At 33.9% G+C, this 15,198-nt stretch carries 12 protein-coding genes; 8 read left to right on the top strand and 4 right to left on the bottom strand.

Annotated elements, in window-relative coordinates; all coding sequences use genetic code 11:
* Positions 1 to 399 precede the first annotated feature (399 nt).
* The 4 genes from thrS to rplT all read left to right on the top strand — a co-directional run bounded on the left by thrS (position 400) and on the right by rplT (position 3,664).
* The gene (gene thrS / locus LG45_RS02890) at positions 400 to 2,346 is read left to right on the top strand and encodes a threonine--tRNA ligase (protein ID WP_035124205.1); all 1,947 of its coding nucleotides are present in this window, start codon (positions 400 to 402) and stop codon (positions 2,344 to 2,346) included.
* Between the two features lie 22 nt (positions 2,347 to 2,368).
* Positions 2,369 to 2,917: a translation initiation factor IF-3 gene (gene infC, locus LG45_RS02885; protein WP_081932019.1), complete on the top strand. Its 549-nt coding sequence runs from the start codon at positions 2,369 to 2,371 to the stop codon at positions 2,915 to 2,917.
* A 73-nt stretch (positions 2,918 to 2,990) separates the two neighbouring features.
* Positions 2,991 to 3,188 (top strand): 50S ribosomal protein L35, encoded by a 198-nt coding sequence (rpmI, locus tag LG45_RS02880; RefSeq protein ID WP_011921545.1) that lies wholly within the window; start codon positions 2,991 to 2,993, stop codon positions 3,186 to 3,188.
* 131 nt (positions 3,189 to 3,319) lie between these two features.
* Positions 3,320 to 3,664, top strand: a complete 345-nt coding sequence (rplT, locus tag LG45_RS02875; protein ID WP_035124202.1) for a 50S ribosomal protein L20 — start codon at positions 3,320 to 3,322, stop codon at positions 3,662 to 3,664.
* 199 nt (positions 3,665 to 3,863) lie between these two features.
* On the opposite strand, the gene LG45_RS02870 is transcribed toward rplT, so the two are convergent.
* Positions 3,864 to 4,706, bottom strand: coding sequence for an isoaspartyl peptidase/L-asparaginase (locus LG45_RS02870; RefSeq protein WP_035124200.1), 843 nt, complete (start codon positions 4,704 to 4,706; stop codon positions 3,864 to 3,866).
* A 55-nt stretch (positions 4,707 to 4,761) separates the two neighbouring features.
* Positions 4,762 to 5,634, bottom strand: a complete 873-nt coding sequence (locus tag LG45_RS02865) for a cyanophycinase (protein WP_035124198.1) — start codon at positions 5,632 to 5,634, stop codon at positions 4,762 to 4,764.
* Between the two features lie 261 nt (positions 5,635 to 5,895).
* Here LG45_RS02865 and cphA point away from each other — a divergent pair, with 261 nt between their 5' ends.
* From cphA to LG45_RS02845, 4 genes are all read left to right on the top strand, one after another.
* Positions 5,896 to 8,517 carry a cyanophycin synthetase gene (gene cphA / locus LG45_RS02860; protein WP_035124196.1) on the top strand — a complete coding sequence of 874 codons (2,622 nt, stop codon included), beginning with the start codon at positions 5,896 to 5,898 and terminating at the stop codon, positions 8,515 to 8,517.
* A 68-nt stretch (positions 8,518 to 8,585) separates the two neighbouring features.
* Positions 8,586 to 9,041 carry a DUF1569 domain-containing protein gene (locus LG45_RS02855; RefSeq protein ID WP_035124194.1) on the top strand — a complete coding sequence of 152 codons (456 nt, stop codon included), beginning with the start codon at positions 8,586 to 8,588 and terminating at the stop codon, positions 9,039 to 9,041.
* Between the two features lie 164 nt (positions 9,042 to 9,205).
* Complete coding sequence (locus tag LG45_RS02850; RefSeq protein ID WP_035124192.1) at positions 9,206 to 11,068, top strand: peptidase U32 family protein; 1,863 nt, start codon at positions 9,206 to 9,208, stop codon at positions 11,066 to 11,068.
* A gap of 124 nt (positions 11,069 to 11,192) precedes the next feature.
* The gene (locus LG45_RS02845) at positions 11,193 to 13,325 is read left to right on the top strand and encodes a S9 family peptidase (RefSeq protein ID WP_035124191.1); all 2,133 of its coding nucleotides are present in this window, start codon (positions 11,193 to 11,195) and stop codon (positions 13,323 to 13,325) included.
* A 7-nt stretch (positions 13,326 to 13,332) separates the two neighbouring features.
* On the opposite strand, the gene LG45_RS02840 is transcribed toward LG45_RS02845, so the two are convergent.
* The gene (locus LG45_RS02840; RefSeq protein ID WP_052087460.1) at positions 13,333 to 13,734 is read right to left on the bottom strand and encodes an energy transducer TonB; all 402 of its coding nucleotides are present in this window, start codon (positions 13,732 to 13,734) and stop codon (positions 13,333 to 13,335) included.
* An 87-nt stretch (positions 13,735 to 13,821) separates the two neighbouring features.
* Complete coding sequence (locus LG45_RS02835; protein ID WP_035124190.1) at positions 13,822 to 15,087, bottom strand: hypothetical protein; 1,266 nt, start codon at positions 15,085 to 15,087, stop codon at positions 13,822 to 13,824.
* Positions 15,088 to 15,198: the final 111 nt, after the last annotated feature.

Genomic DNA, 15,198 nt, shown 5'->3' with positions numbered 1-15,198 from the left:
TAATGAACGTCTGCCTTAATGCGGGTGCAAAAGTAAGTATCTTTTTCAATCTCGCAAGTCTTTTTTAATCCTTTTTTGAAAGTTTTTTTTAATTACCTGAAAACAAGATTGTTGTTTGCTAAAGTTTTTTTGATTATTTTTCTTAGAAGTGAAATTATAGTGAAATTGCTCCTGAAAATCCCTCCTCTTCGCAAATAGATTACTCAAATAGCCCCGATTGTAGTGAAAATAAAAGCAGTTTTTTCTTTAAAAACTGCTTTTATTGGAGCGAAAGCGGGAAAATGGACAACTGAAAATGCCCGAACCACTCGCTCCCGAAAAAAATACTAACTATTATACCTATATATATTGTGTGGGTTTTGTTAATCTTATATATTTGCAGTCCATAAAATTTAAGGAATGATAAAGATTACTCTACCTGACGGTTCGGTTAAGGAGTTCGCAAATGGTTCGACTCCGATGGATGTTGCAAAAAGCATCAGTGAAGGATTAGCCCGAAATGTAATTTCGGCTGCTTTTAATGGTACAACTATAGAAACTTCGACGGAATTGACGACCGACGGTTCACTTATATTATATACGTGGAATGACAAAGAAGGTAAAAAAGCTTTCTGGCATTCTACTTCTCACGTTATGGCTCAGGTTTTAGAGGAAAAATACAATGGTATTAAATTGACTCTTGGACCAGCTATTGATAATGGGTTTTATTATGATGTTGATTTTGGTGATAACAAAATAACGGATGCCGATTTTAAAGCTATTGAAGATAGAGTTTTGGAGATTTCTAGAGAGAAGCATGAATTTAAGATGCGTGCTGTTTCGAAAGCAGAAGCATTAGCTACTTATAAAGATAACGAATATAAAACAGAACTAATATCAAACTTAGAAGACGGGACGATTACTTTTTGTGATCATGCTAACTTCTTTGATTTGTGTCGTGGTGGACATATTCCGAATACTGGAATTATTAAAGCCATGAAGATAATGAGTGTTGCTGGTGCTTATTGGCGTGGTGACGAGAAAAACAAGCAGTTGACTCGCGTTTACGGAGTTTCATTCCCAAAACAAAAAGATTTAACTGAATACTTAGAGTTACTTGAAGAAGCAAAACGCAGAGATCACAGAAAGCTTGGAAAAGAACTTGAATTATTTGCTTTTTCTCAAAAAGTTGGTCAAGGTTTACCATTGTGGTTACCAAAAGGCGCTGCTTTAAGAGACAGATTAGAGCAATTCTTAAAGAAAGCTCAGAAAAAAGGTGGATATGAACAAGTTGTAACGCCACATATTGGTCAGAAAGAACTTTATGTAACTTCTGGGCATTATGCAAAATACGGTGCAGATAGTTTTCAGCCAATAACTACTCCTGCAGAAGGAGAAGAGTTTTTATTGAAACCTATGAATTGTCCGCATCACTGTGAAATCTATAACGTAAGACCATGGTCATACAAAGATTTACCAAAACGTTACGCAGAATTTGGAACAGTATATCGTTACGAACAATCTGGTGAACTTCACGGTTTGACTCGTGTACGTGGATTTACTCAGGATGATGCACACATTTTCTGTACTCCGGAACAATTGGACGAAGAGTTTAAAAAAGTAATTGACCTTGTACTATATGTATTTGGATCGTTAGGATTTGAAAATTTTACCGCACAGATTTCATTACGTGATCAAGAAAATAGAGATAAATATATAGGTAGCGACGAAAATTGGGAAAAAGCTGAAAATGCTATTATTAATGCAGCTGCAGATAAAGGATTGAATACAGTTGTAGAATATGGTGAAGCTGCATTTTACGGACCGAAATTAGACTTTATGGTGAAGGATGCTCTTGGAAGACAATGGCAACTAGGGACGATTCAGGTGGATTACAATCTTCCAGAGCGTTTTGAATTGACTTATAAAGGCGCTGATGATAAACTTCACAGACCAGTTATGATTCACAGAGCGCCATTTGGAAGTATGGAACGATTTATAGCAATTTTACTAGAACATACGGCAGGAAATTTCCCACTTTGGTTGATGCCTGAGCAAGCGATTATCTTGTCTTTAAGTGAGAAATATGAAAATTATGCTAAAAAAGTTTTAAATCTGCTAGAAAATCACGAAATTCGCGCCCTAATTGACAACCGCAACGAGACTATTGGTAAGAAAATCAGGGATGCAGAAATTCAAAAAATGCCGTTCATGCTTATCATAGGAGAGGAAGAAGAGAAAAACGGAACCGTTTCTATACGTCGACATGGACAAGAAGGAAAAGGAAATATCACGGTTACAATTGAAGAATTTGTGAGAATTGTAAACGAAGAAGTTGCCAAAACATTAAAAACATTTGAAGTTTAACTAAAATAATTACGCCATAGCAATTAGAAACAACAGAGGTTATCAACCTCGAGTAGAAAAAAAAGATGAACACAGAATAAATAACTTTATTCGTGTGCCTGAAGTACGTCTTGTTGGAGACAATGTAGAACCAGGTATTTTTAAAACGGCAGATGCTATGCGTCTTGCTGATCAATTTGAATTGGATTTGGTAGAGATTTCGCCAAATGCCGAACCACCTGTATGTAAGATAATGGACTATAAAAAGTTTGTTTACATGCAAAAGAAGCGTGATAAAGAATTAAAAGCTAAATCTACCCAGATTGTAGTTAAAGAAATTCGTTTTGGACCGCAAACAGATGAGCACGATTATGAATTTAAAAGAAAAAATGCTGAGAAGTTCCTTAAAGAAGGATCTAAACTGAAAGCATTTGTATTCTTTAAAGGACGTTCAATCATCTATAAAGAGCAAGGACAAATATTATTATTACGTCTAGCTCAAGATTTAGAAGACCACGGAAAAGTAGAAGCATTACCTGTCCTTGAAGGAAAGAGAATGATTATGTATATTGCTCCGAAAAAGAAAAAGTAAATCAGTTTCCTATTATCAGAATGCTGATTATCAATAAAGTAAGTAAGTTAAATTTAAATAAATTAGGGAAATTATGCCTAAAATGAAAACAAAATCTAGCGCCAAGAAACGATTCAAAGTTACTGGTTCTGGAAAAATCAAGAGAAAACACGCTTTCAAAAGCCACATCTTGACTAAAAAGTCTAAGAAGCGTAAATTAGCTTTAACACATTCTGCTTTGGTTCACAAAACAGATGAGAAAAGCATTAAACAACAATTAAGAATTATCTAATCGAATCGACAATTTATTGTCAACTATAAAATAATTCTTTAGGTTAAAACAATTTTAAATAACCTTGGAGTATGGCTTTAAGTTTCCTTGATTAAATTCGGAACGCCTGCTACAAAAAACACAAGAAAATTATGCCAAGATCAGTAAATTCAGTTGCTAAAAGAGCAAGAAGAAAAAAGATAATGAAGCAAGCCAAAGGTTTCTTTGGTCGTCGTAAAAACGTTTGGACTGTTGCTAAAAACGCAGTTGAAAAAGCGATGGTTTATGCTTATCGCGATAGAAAACAAAACAAGAGAAACTTCCGTGCTCTATGGATTATGCGTATCAACGCTGGTGCTAGACTAGAAGGATTAAGTTACTCTCAATTCATGGGATTAGTTAAGAAAAACGGTATCGAATTGAACCGTAAAGTATTAGCAGATTTAGCAATGAATCACCCAGAAGCTTTCAAAGCTGTTGTGAATAAAGTAAAATAAAAAACGTTTGTACAACCAGTTTAACTTACTTACATAAAGAAAATCCCAGTCGAAAGATTGGGATTTTTTTTGTTTTAGAAGCAGACGTCCATCTTTCAATCAACACCTGTCCTGCTTTTCGCTATATTCCCGATGAAAAATCGGGAGATGCCGCTTCAATCAGGGCTATATTAGAAATAACTATTTTCAATCAACATCTCTAACCAAAAACCTCTTCCTTCTCACCATCAAAACTCGCAAAAACCATACTTGGATGCGAATCTTGGTGAAACATGTTTCCATTTTTATCAATAGCAATTGCACCTGCAAAACCATCATAAGGTTTCAATTCGGCAAATGTTTTTTCGAATGCTTTGTCTAATGAAAATCCGTCGGTAACTCGCGTAACAATTTTAGCAGCGGTTGCATTACTTACAATATCTTCGCCTACTCCAGTCAAACTCACTCCACAATATTCATTGACATAATTTCCAGCAACGGTAGCACTATCAGATATTCTTCCCGGAATTTCAAATCCTTTTCCTCCAGTTGATGTTGCAGCAGCAAGATTTCCACTTTTATCTAATGCCACACAACCTACGGTTCCGGTTCCAGTTGCCGCTAATTTTGCTTCATATTCGGCTCTTCGCTGCGTAATTTCTGTAGAAAATTTTTCAAATCCGTGGTGTCTTGCAAAATTAGTTGCTCCACTTCCACCCAAAACTCTATCATCAACTTTCATCAATTCTAAAGCAACTTGTATCGGATTTTTGACTTCTTCAATATTGATAACTCCACTGAATTTTTGTGTTGTACCATCCATTAAAGAGGCACTCATTCTTATCTTTCCATCACTTTGAATCTGTGAACCAATTCCTGCATTAAACAACGCATCATCTTCTAATAAAGAAACTGCATAAACAACAGTCTCAACTGCCGAATGCGTTTGCAAATAAGCATACGAATCTTTTACAATTCGCAACAATGCTTCTTGTTTAGCAACTTTCGTTTCATGATTAGTAGAAGATTCTGAGAAAAAACCACCATGAATTATTATTTTCATCTTTAAATATTAGATTTAAATATTTGATATCAGATATCTACTATTTAATATGGAATTAAACGTATTGTGACGATTTAATAGTCATTTTAAAAGTATCCAAATCAAACGTATCATTCTTACTCATAACATGCGTTACCAAATGATTGATTGAAATTGGCTGACCTAATTCTACTTGAGTTAAATTAGTATCTTTCACTTCTCGTCCGTCAACTAAAATAACAAGCCCAGAACCAATTGCTTCCATCTGACGACCATTTGTAATTAACAAACCAGTGTCTTCTCCAAGTCCAATTCCGAGAACTTTAGGATTTCCCACAACAGCTTGAAAAAGTCTTCCAATACGTCCGCGTTGTACAAAATGGGTATCAATAATTACACCGTCAATTAATCCTAACCCAGATGTAATTTTTACTTCGCCTTTCAATAATGCTTCGCTACTACTTCCTTGATAAATCATGCTACTAGAAGCCGCAGCTGCACCAGCCGAAGTTCCTGCATAAATAAAATCTTCATTGATATATTTTTCCCTTAGAATATCGTCAAACTGAGTTCCGCCTAAAATAGAAGTCAATCGCAATTGATCACCACCGGTAAACATAACTACATCTGCTGCCCGTAAACGTGCTAAAACTTCTGCATCCATTGCTTGTTCACGACGTACAATATCCAAAATATCTACATTATTTGCACCCAAATAACTTAACGCTTTTACGTATTCTGGTCCAATCTCTTTTGGAATTTTAGAAGCGGTTGTAATTACTTCAATTCTAGATAATTCCTTAAGCTTTGATTCTTTTATTAGTCTTTTTAAAATTCCTTCTTCAAAAAAATTCAAGTTTTTTGGAGCATTCCTGTCCAAATTCGTTTCAGTAAAACTGCCTTTATCAACAGCACCACCAATTATTATTAATTTTCCTCGTATGTTCATTTTGTAAAAATAAATAAAAAGATATAACAAGCAATTATTGACCTCTTTTTTTTCAAATATTTTATAACCAAAAAAAGTTGATAATTTTAGTCGAAATAAATTTTGCCAACTAATTAAAAAAATCTATTTTAGTTGAATTATATCTAATTTTTTTAACAGAATCACTATACATTTCTAAAAAAATTATAGAATCTGATTAAGATTTACATATTAATACATTAATTATCAACTCATTATTATAATTCAAACCTTTCTGTTTATATGAAAATCGATAAAATTCAAGCGCTACGTGGACCAAATATTTGGAGTGTACAAAGAAAAAAACTAATCCAGATGCGTTTGGATTTAGAAGATATGGAAGAGCGTCCAACTAATAAAATTGAAGGTTTTCGCGAGCGTATCGAAGCTATGTTTCCTACAATGATTGAGCATCGTTGCTCAGAAGGATGCCGAGGTGGATTCTTCTCACGTGTAGAAAGAGGAACTTGGATGGGTCACGTTATTGAACATATCGCCTTGGAAATTCAATCGCTTGCCGGAATGGAAACTGGTTTTGGTAGAACACGTGAAACAAAAACTCCTGGAATATACAATGTAGTATTCAGTTACACAGAAGAAAATGTTGGACTTTTTGCTGCAGAAAGTGCCGTTGCTATTGCCGAATCATTAATTGCAGGTACAGAATATGATGTAGAAGGTGACATTCAAAAAATGCGCGAAATTCGTGAACGCGTGCGTCTTGGACCATCAACAGGAAGTATTGTCGAAGAAGCTGTTGCAAGAGATATTCCATGGATTCGTCTTGGAACAAACTCACTGGTACAACTAGGATATGGAGTAAATCAATTGCGTTTTCAAGCAACTATTACTTGTAAAACCAGTAGCATTGCAGTAGATATTGCTTGTAATAAAGAGCAAACCAAGAAGATGTTAGATGCTGCTTCAATTCCTGTAGCAAGTGGCGGAATTTGTGTTGATGAAGATGATTTGGCTGCAGTTGTTAATAAAATTGGATATCCAATCGTACTAAAACCATTAGACGGAAATCACGGAAAAGGTGCTTCAATTAATGTGAAAAAATGGGAAGATGCTGTTGAAGGTTTAGCCTACGCAAAAAAATACAGTCACAGAGTTATTGTAGAAAAATTCATTACTGGTTACGATTTTAGAGTTTTAATAATTGACAATAAGCTAGTTGCTGCCGCAAAAAGAGAACCTGCTCACGTAAAAGGTGACGGAAAACAAACTATCCAACAATTAATTGATGAAACTAATCTTGATCCGAAACGTGGTTATGGTCACGAAAATGTGTTAACCCAAATTGATGTCGATAGAGATACTACAGATTTATTAGAAAAATTAGGCTATTCTTTAGAAACAGTTCCTAGAAAAGATGAAGTTGTTTACTTAAAATCGACAGCGAATTTAAGTACTGGTGGAACTTCGGTAGATGTAACTGATATGATGCATCCCGAAAATATTTTCCTTTGCGAAAGAATTTCTCGCGTAATCGGATTGGATATTTGTGGTGTTGATATCATGGCAGAAAATCTAACGCAACCGTTAAAAGAAAATGGTGGTTGTATTCTTGAAGTTAATGCTGCGCCAGGTTTTAGAATGCACTTAGCGCCAAGCGAAGGTTTGCCTAGAAACGTCGCCGCTCCAGTTATTGACATGCTTTATCCTCCAGGAAAACCTAGTAGAATTCCGATTATTGCAGTTACCGGAACTAATGGAAAAACCACTACTACTCGACTTATTGCACATATTGTAAAAAATAATGGTTACCGAGTTGGATTCACCACTTCCGATGGTATTTATGTTCAAAATCATTTGATGGAAAAAGGCGATACAACCGGACCAATTTCTGCCGAATATATTCTAAAAGATCCAACCGTAGAATTTGCCGTTCTTGAAACAGCTCGTGGTGGAATCCTTCGCTCTGGTTTAGGTTTTAGCCGATGCGATATCGGAATTATCACCAACATTCAAGAAGATCATTTAGGATTAGCCGATATTCATAATTTAGATGATTTAGCTCGAGTTAAAGCAACTGTTGTTCGAAGTATCAAAAAAGATGGATGGGCAATTTTAAATGCCGAAGACGACCAATGTTTGAAAATCGCAAACGAATTGAGTTGCAATATTGCGTATTTCTCTATGGATGAAGACAATCCGAAAGTGAAGCAATTTGCTAAAGAAGGAAAAATTGTAGCAGTTTACGAAAACGGATACATCACCATCAAGAAAGGCGAATGGAAAATTCGTGTAGAAAGAGCAACGCATGTTCCCTTAACTTTAGGTGGAAAAGCTAAATTCATGATTGCCAATGTACTTGCGGCAACTCTTGCAGCTTATTTACAAGGATTCAAAACCGAAGACATCAGTTTATCACTACAAACATTCATTCCAAGTGCGGCACAAACGCCAGGCAGAATGAATATTTTTGAGTTCAGACGATTTAAAGTATTGATTGACTTTGCTCACAATCCGTCAGGTTATAGAGGTGTTGAAGAATATTTAAGTAGTGTTGAAGCTACCAAAAAAATCGGAATTATCGCAGGTGTTGGTGACAGACGTGACGAAGACATTAAAGAATGCGCTACAATTGCAGCACGAATGTTTGACCACATCATCATCCGTCAAGAAAAATACCTTCGCGGAAGAACCGAAGAAGAAATTATTGGTTTGATTATGGAAGGCATCGCCGCTTCTGGCAGAAATGTTACACATGAAATTATCAGTAAAGAAGTAGAAGCCATTAAACACGCCATCGACAATGCCGAAGACGGAACGTTTATTACAGCTTTAAGCGACGTAGTAACCAATGCAATAAATATTGTACAAGAATATTTAGATAAAGAACAAGAAGAGAATATTTAAAAAATAAATTTTGAATACTAAAATCCCAAATCCTATAAGTTTTTGGGATTTTTTTTAAATTTTACATCATGCAAGATCTCGAAAATCTAATTTCCCAACTAGAATCTAAGATTCCTTTTTTCGATAAGGCAAACCCTTCAGTTTCTAATTCCACTGTTGGTTGGCAAATAGAACACAGTTTGAAAACAATACATCAAATTTCTTTAGCTGTTAAAAACTCCAATCCTATAGAATACCAATGGAAGTTTAATAAAAGTAAATTGTTTATTTCAATCATTGGTTTCATTCCAAGAGGTAAAGCCAAAGCTCCAAAAGTAGTTCTACCTGACGGAACTATTTCCGAAGAATCACTTACAAATAGCTTACAAAATGTAAATACAATTATAGAAGAATGGAAATCTCTTGATAAAAATGCCTACTTTCAACATCCTTTTTTTGGAAATTTAAATAAAAAATCAACCGAATGGTTTTTGAAATTACACACCAACCATCATTTAAAAATTGTAAATGATATTTGTAAATAAAACATTTTGCAAGCAAATATAAATTTTATCAAAAGCAAAACTACTTTTAAATATATGCTTCTATTTTTCAATGAGTTTTAAATAATTTGATTTGCCAAAATAAAATTAGAAATCTTCAATAAAATATAAGACCTTTGCACACTTTTATTTAAGGAAATTAGTTGATGAAGAAAAAAATAGAAATACTTGCTCCAGCAAAAGATTTAATTCACGGAATGGCAGCAATAAATGCAGGTGCCGATGCAGTTTATATTGGTGCACCACAATTTGGAGCGCGTTCCAATGCCAACAATTCTATCGAAGATGTTGCAGATTTAGTAAAATATGCACACCTTTTTAACGCCCAAGTTTTCGTAGTTATCAATACCATATTATATGATAACGAACTAGAAACGTGTCGCAAAATGATTTATCAGTTGTATGATATTGGTGTCGATGCGCTTATCGTTCAAGACATGGCGATTATGGAAATGGAGTTGCCTCCAATTGTTCTTCACGCAAGTACGCAAGCCAATAATCGTGATGCGGATAAAATAAAATTCCTAAAAGATGCCGGAATTAAACGTGTTGTTTTGGCGCGTGAATTGAATTTGCATCAAATAAAAGAAATCAGTGAAGCTAGTGATGTAGAACTAGAATTCTTCGTAACTGGTGCGTTATGCGTTTCCTTCAGCGGAAATTGCTACATGAGTGTTGCCAATGGCGAACGTTCTGCCAATCGTGGTTCGTGTGCTCAAAACTGCCGTTTGCCTTACAACTTAATTGATGGTCATGGCGATACTTTAATAAAAAACAGTCACTTACTTTCTATAAAAGACTTCGATGTTTCAGATCAAATTCCGAATTTAATTGAAGCAGGAATTGTATCCTTTAAAATTGAAGGACGTCTAAAAGATATAGTTTATGTAAAAAATAATGTGTCGTATTTACGTCAGAAATTAGATGCTTTTTTAGAAGAAAATAGTACTAAATATACCAAAGCTTCGTCTGGAAAATGCACTTATACTTTTGATTCTTCGCTAGATAGAAGTTTCAATCGTGGTTACACCGATTATTTTGTAAATGAAAGACACCAAGCTATCGGTTCTTGGGAAAGCCCAAAATCGAAAGGTCAATATATAGGGAAACTAATTCAAACGGTTGGAAATTCGTATGAAATTGAAAACGGTCATTTATTGAATAATGGCGACGGACTTTGCTTCATCAACGAAAATAACGAAGCAGATGGTATTTATGTAAATAGAGCCGAAAACGGATTCGTTTTTCCAAATGTTTTAAAGGAAATCAAAGAAGGAACTTTCATTTACAGAAATAATGATGCTGCTTTTATCAAAATAGTAGAACGTGAAGATAGTGCGGTTCGAAAAATTAGTACGACTTTATTATTATCTGAAACCGAAAACGGATTTCAATTAATGGCAACCGATGAAGATGGAAATGTGAGCACGGTAACTTTGGTTCATCCGAAGGAAACTACTAAAAATAACGAATCGATAGAAGAAAACTTCAAAATAAATTTAGCAAAAACAGGTTTTACACCTTACACTGCTGATGAAATTGATGTAGTATTTTCGCAAAATTGGTTTCTTCCTATTTCAAAAATCAATGAAATGCGTCGAACGGTTTACGAACAATTATCTGAAATTCGTTTGGCAAATTACGTTCGTCACGAACATCAAATCGTAAAAACATCGCATCCTTATCCAGAAAGTAAGTTGGATTTTACGTATAATGTTGCTAATAAAGTGGCTCGTAAATTTTATGAAAGACACGGCGTAACGGAAATTGAAAAAGCATTCGAATTGCAATGGGATCCAGGAAAATCACGAGTGATGACTACCAAATATTGCATCAAATACGAATTAGAAAAATGTCCAAAATATCATAAAGATACAATGGAAACTAAGCTTAAAGAACCATTAGTTTTAAAACAAGGCGAATTAGAATACAAACTAAAATTCAATTGCAAGCCATGTGAAATGGAAATTTGGGAGAAAGATGCCGAATTTGAAATTGAAGAAGATTAGATTGAAGATTTCAGATTGCTGTTTGAGCTTTACAATTCATAAAATGTAACAAAGGATAATGATTTTAGTCTAACTAATCATTATCCTTTTTTTATACCTTTACAACAACAAACAAATAGTAATCATGAACAAAAAAATTATTGTTTTCTTTAGCTTATTCCTTGCTTTTACATCGCAAGCGCAATTAAAGAAAATTACATTAGAAGACGGCGTTTTACAACAAGGAAGAAAATTTGGAGCCGATAGATTAACTGGTTTTCAATGGATTCCGAACTCAAACAAATACGTTTATTATACCGATGGTTGGAGCAAGATGGTAACTGCTACAACATCAGATAAAAAAACATTTGAATTAGTTACTTTAGCAGAAATCAATTCGGCTTTAGGTACAAAATTGAAAAACTTCTTCGGATTGCAGTGGATTGATGCAAGCACAATCATAGTTTCGGAAAACGGAAATTATTATTTGTATTCGCTTACTTCAAAATCTGGTAAAAAAATTCAAGATGCGGTTGAAAATGCAGAGAATCTAACCTTTGATAAAGCCAATCAAAACCTTGCTTTTACTGAAGGAAACAATTTATATTTCTTAAATAAAAACAAAGAAAAAATTGCAGTAACTTCTAATACTGATAAAAATATCGTTTCTGGACAAACTATTTCTAGAAGTGAATTCGGAATTTCAGGCGGAATTTTCTGGTCACCAAAAGCATCTTTATTAGCTTTTTACCAAAAAGATGAAACCGAAGTTGCCGATTATCCATTATTAGATGTAAATGAAACTCCAGGGAAATTGGTTTCGATAAAATATCCAATGATAGGTCAAAAATCGGAAAAACCAAAAGTTGGAATCTACAATCTTGCAACTGGGAAAACGGTTTTTATCGCTCCAAGAAATAATTCAGAAGATTATTTAACAAATCTTTCATGGACACCAGATGAAAAATACATCTTGATTGCTGAGTTAAACCGTGGTCAAAATGATATGTGTTTGAATTTATATGATGCAAATTCGGGTAAATTCATCAAAACTTTATTAAATGAAACGAATCCTAAATGGGTAGAACCAGAACACGATGCGTTTTTCCCTAGTTCAAAATCTAATAATTTTGTTTGGCATAGCGAAAAAGATGGTTTTCAAAACTTATACTATTACACAATTGATGGTAAATTAATCAAACAATTGACCAATAATAAATTTGTTACAAGAGATATCATAGGAACAAATCCTGCTGGAACCGAAATTTATTTTAAAGCAACAGGACCAAACCCAACGAATATGTTGGTTTATAAAGTAGATTTAAAAGGAAAGCAAACCTTGATTACCAAAGACGAAGGCGTTCACAACGTTACAATTTCATCAGATGGAAATTGGTTTTTTGATGAATATTCTAATCATTCTACTCCTTCAAAATCAGTATTGTATGATAAAAATTTAAAAGCTACTACTTTATTAGAAAGTAAGAATAAATACGACGGTTATGAAATGGGTTCGGCTGAAATTAAAACGATTAAAGCTGCCGATGGAACAACCGATTTATATACACGTTTAATAAAACCAAGTAATTTTGATCCAAATAAAAAATATCCAGTAATGGTTTATGTTTATGGCGGACCACATGCACAAATGATTTCCAATTCCTATTTAGACGGAGCGAATTTATGGATGTATTGGATGGCAGAACAAGGTTATTTGGTATTTACAGTAGACAATCGTGGTTCTGACAATCGCGGATTTGCATTTGAAAGTGTTATTCATGGAAAATGTGGAACCAACGAAATTGAAGATCAAATGAAAGGTGTAGAATACTTAAAATCATTACCTTATGTTGACGGAAATCGTTTGGCTGTTCACGGTTGGAGTTATGGCGGATTTATGACAAATTCATTAATGCTAAGAAAACCAGATGCTTTTAAAGTTGGTGTTGCCGGCGGACCAGTTGTAGATTGGAAATGGTATGAAGCAATGTATGGCGAGCGTTATATGGATACACCAGCAGAAAATGCTAAAGGATTTGAAGAATCAAGTTTACTAACTTACGTTAAAGATTTAAAAGGAAAATTACTTTTAATTCATGGTACAAATGATGATGTTGTGGTAGAACAACACAATTTATCCCTAGTAAAAAAGTTCGTTGAAGCTGGAAAACAAGTAGACTATTTTCCTTACCCAATGCACAAACACAATGTTATTGGTAAAGACCGAGTACATTTAATGACCAAAGTATTGAACTATATTATAGACAATAATAAGTAAAAGTCTATTAAAGTTGTTGATTTACTGGAATTTTAAGTAGGTGCTGAACTCTCACGTTCCTACCATTTAACGTTCCAGGAATCCAACTAGGAGAAATTGACATCACTCTTATAGCTTCATCTGCAGTACCAGAACCTGCATCACTAAGAACTCCTACTTCCGTTAAACTTCCATCTATTTCTACTACAAAAGCAACTAAAACTTCGCCTTTTACTTTTGATTTTTTAGGTTGTACAAAATTTGCTTTTAAAAAAGAATCAAGCGCAAGTTGTCCTCCAACAAATTGTGGTACTGTGGTTACCTCATTGTTAAAGTAAATTCTAGAATTTGAAGTGCTTTCTTTTTCTGCTTGAGAAAAAGCAACTTGAGTAAGTGTAAGAAATAATATGATAATAGTTTTGTTAAACATTTAGTTTAGTAATTTATAATTCAATCTGTAAATTTAATAATTTATAATTTTAAAAGATTTCATAAAAAAAGTATAATCTTATATATTTTATGTTTTTTGTTTCTTCTTTCTAGCTGCCGGAAACAATACATTATTTAAAATAAGTCGGAAACCTGGAGAATTTGGATGTAAGTCTAAAACAGTTGGTTCATCTCCTACCTGATGTCTGTAATCTTCTGGATCATGGCCGCCATAGAAGGTGAAAAATCCTTTTCCTTTTTGACCATGAATGTAACGCGCTTCTTCATTTATTTGATTTTCTCCTAAAACAAGTACGTTCGATTTTATTAACTCTCTTTCAAATGAAGTGGTTTGCCCCATAAATCCTTTTACTAATTGCGTATGATTTTGACATAACATACTCGGAATTACATCCCATTTTGCTGAGAATTCCATCAAGGTGAAATAATCTTTTTCAAATTGGATTCTTCTTTTTTCAGTCATGTCGATATCCGAAAACTCGTATCGTTCTGGTCTTCGTTCCAACACAAAATCCTTAAAAGCAAATGTATTCGAATAATCAATTTTCGATTGATAGTTGGCTTCACTTTCATCACCATCAAACATTGGCTCGCAAATATCAACACCTTCAGCAGATAATGCAATATCAAAACTATCGGTTGCAGAACACATGGCAAACATAAATCCGCCGCCAATTACAAAATCTCTGATCTTTTTAGCAACGGCTAGTTTTTCTTCAGAAACTTTAGAATAACCAAGTTTTTTGGCTAAAGCTTCTGCTTCTTTTTTCTGTTCAATATACCAAGGAGCATTTCTATAAGCTCCAAAAAATTTACCATATTGACCTGAGAAATCTTCGTGATGTAAATGCAACCAGTCGTATAAAATTAATTGATCACTAAGAACTTCTTCATCATATATTGGTGTAAACGGAATTTCGGCATAAGTTAAAACCATTGTAACCGCGTCATCCCAAGGTTGCTTTCCTTTAGGTGTATAAACAGCAACTTTAGGCGCTTTTTCAAGAACAACGGTTTCCATATTTTGTGATGGAGAGGAAATTTCATCTAAAATTTGATTGGCCTCACTATCAGAAAGTATTTCGAAACTTACATTTCTAATTTGGCATTCTTTTCTAATTTCGGGTGCATCTGGCAATAAAAATGAACCACCGCGATAATTTAGTAACCAACTTGCTTTGTACTGCTTATCTAAACACCAATAGGTTATTCCATAAGCTTTTAGATGATTTTTTTGAGAAACTTCATCCATTGGCAAAAGAATAAAATTGGCTCGTAATGGTGTTACACAAACCAATAAAAGCAATAGACAAACTAGTTTTAAACTTTTCATTTTAAACAAATAAATTTAATCCGAAGATATATTTTAAATCACTAGAATCAAAGATAATTTTTTGTTAAAAATAAAATTTGAAAAAAATTAAAAAACACGTAAAACTACGTA

It is taken from the genome of Flavobacterium aquatile LMG 4008 = ATCC 11947 (genome assembly GCF_000757385.1).
GTDB classification, from domain to species: Bacteria; Bacteroidota; Bacteroidia; order Flavobacteriales; family Flavobacteriaceae; genus Flavobacterium; species Flavobacterium aquatile.
This window is presented reverse-complemented; position numbering and strand designations above follow the sequence as displayed.

Excerpts from the sequence above, each read along its gene's own strand:
- thrS (WP_035124205.1), top strand. The coding sequence starts at position 400 with ATGATAAAGATTACTCTACCTGACGGTTCGGTTAAGGAGTTCGCAAAT.
- rpmI (WP_011921545.1), top strand. The coding sequence starts at position 2,991 with ATGCCTAAAATGAAAACAAAATCTAGCGCCAAGAAACGATTCAAAGTT.
- rplT (WP_035124202.1), top strand. The coding sequence starts at position 3,320 with ATGCCAAGATCAGTAAATTCAGTTGCTAAAAGAGCAAGAAGAAAAAAG.
- LG45_RS02870 (WP_035124200.1), bottom strand. The coding sequence starts at position 4,706 with ATGAAAATAATAATTCATGGTGGTTTTTTCTCAGAATCTTCTACTAAT.
- LG45_RS02865 (WP_035124198.1), bottom strand. The coding sequence starts at position 5,634 with ATGAACATACGAGGAAAATTAATAATAATTGGTGGTGCTGTTGATAAA.
- cphA (WP_035124196.1), top strand. The coding sequence starts at position 5,896 with ATGAAAATCGATAAAATTCAAGCGCTACGTGGACCAAATATTTGGAGT.
- LG45_RS02855 (WP_035124194.1), top strand. The coding sequence starts at position 8,586 with ATGCAAGATCTCGAAAATCTAATTTCCCAACTAGAATCTAAGATTCCT.
- LG45_RS02850 (WP_035124192.1), top strand. The coding sequence starts at position 9,206 with ATGAAGAAAAAAATAGAAATACTTGCTCCAGCAAAAGATTTAATTCAC.
- LG45_RS02845 (WP_035124191.1), top strand. The coding sequence starts at position 11,193 with ATGAACAAAAAAATTATTGTTTTCTTTAGCTTATTCCTTGCTTTTACA.
- LG45_RS02840 (WP_052087460.1), bottom strand. The coding sequence starts at position 13,734 with ATGTTTAACAAAACTATTATCATATTATTTCTTACACTTACTCAAGTT.
- LG45_RS02835 (WP_035124190.1), bottom strand. The coding sequence starts at position 15,087 with ATGAAAAGTTTAAAACTAGTTTGTCTATTGCTTTTATTGGTTTGTGTA.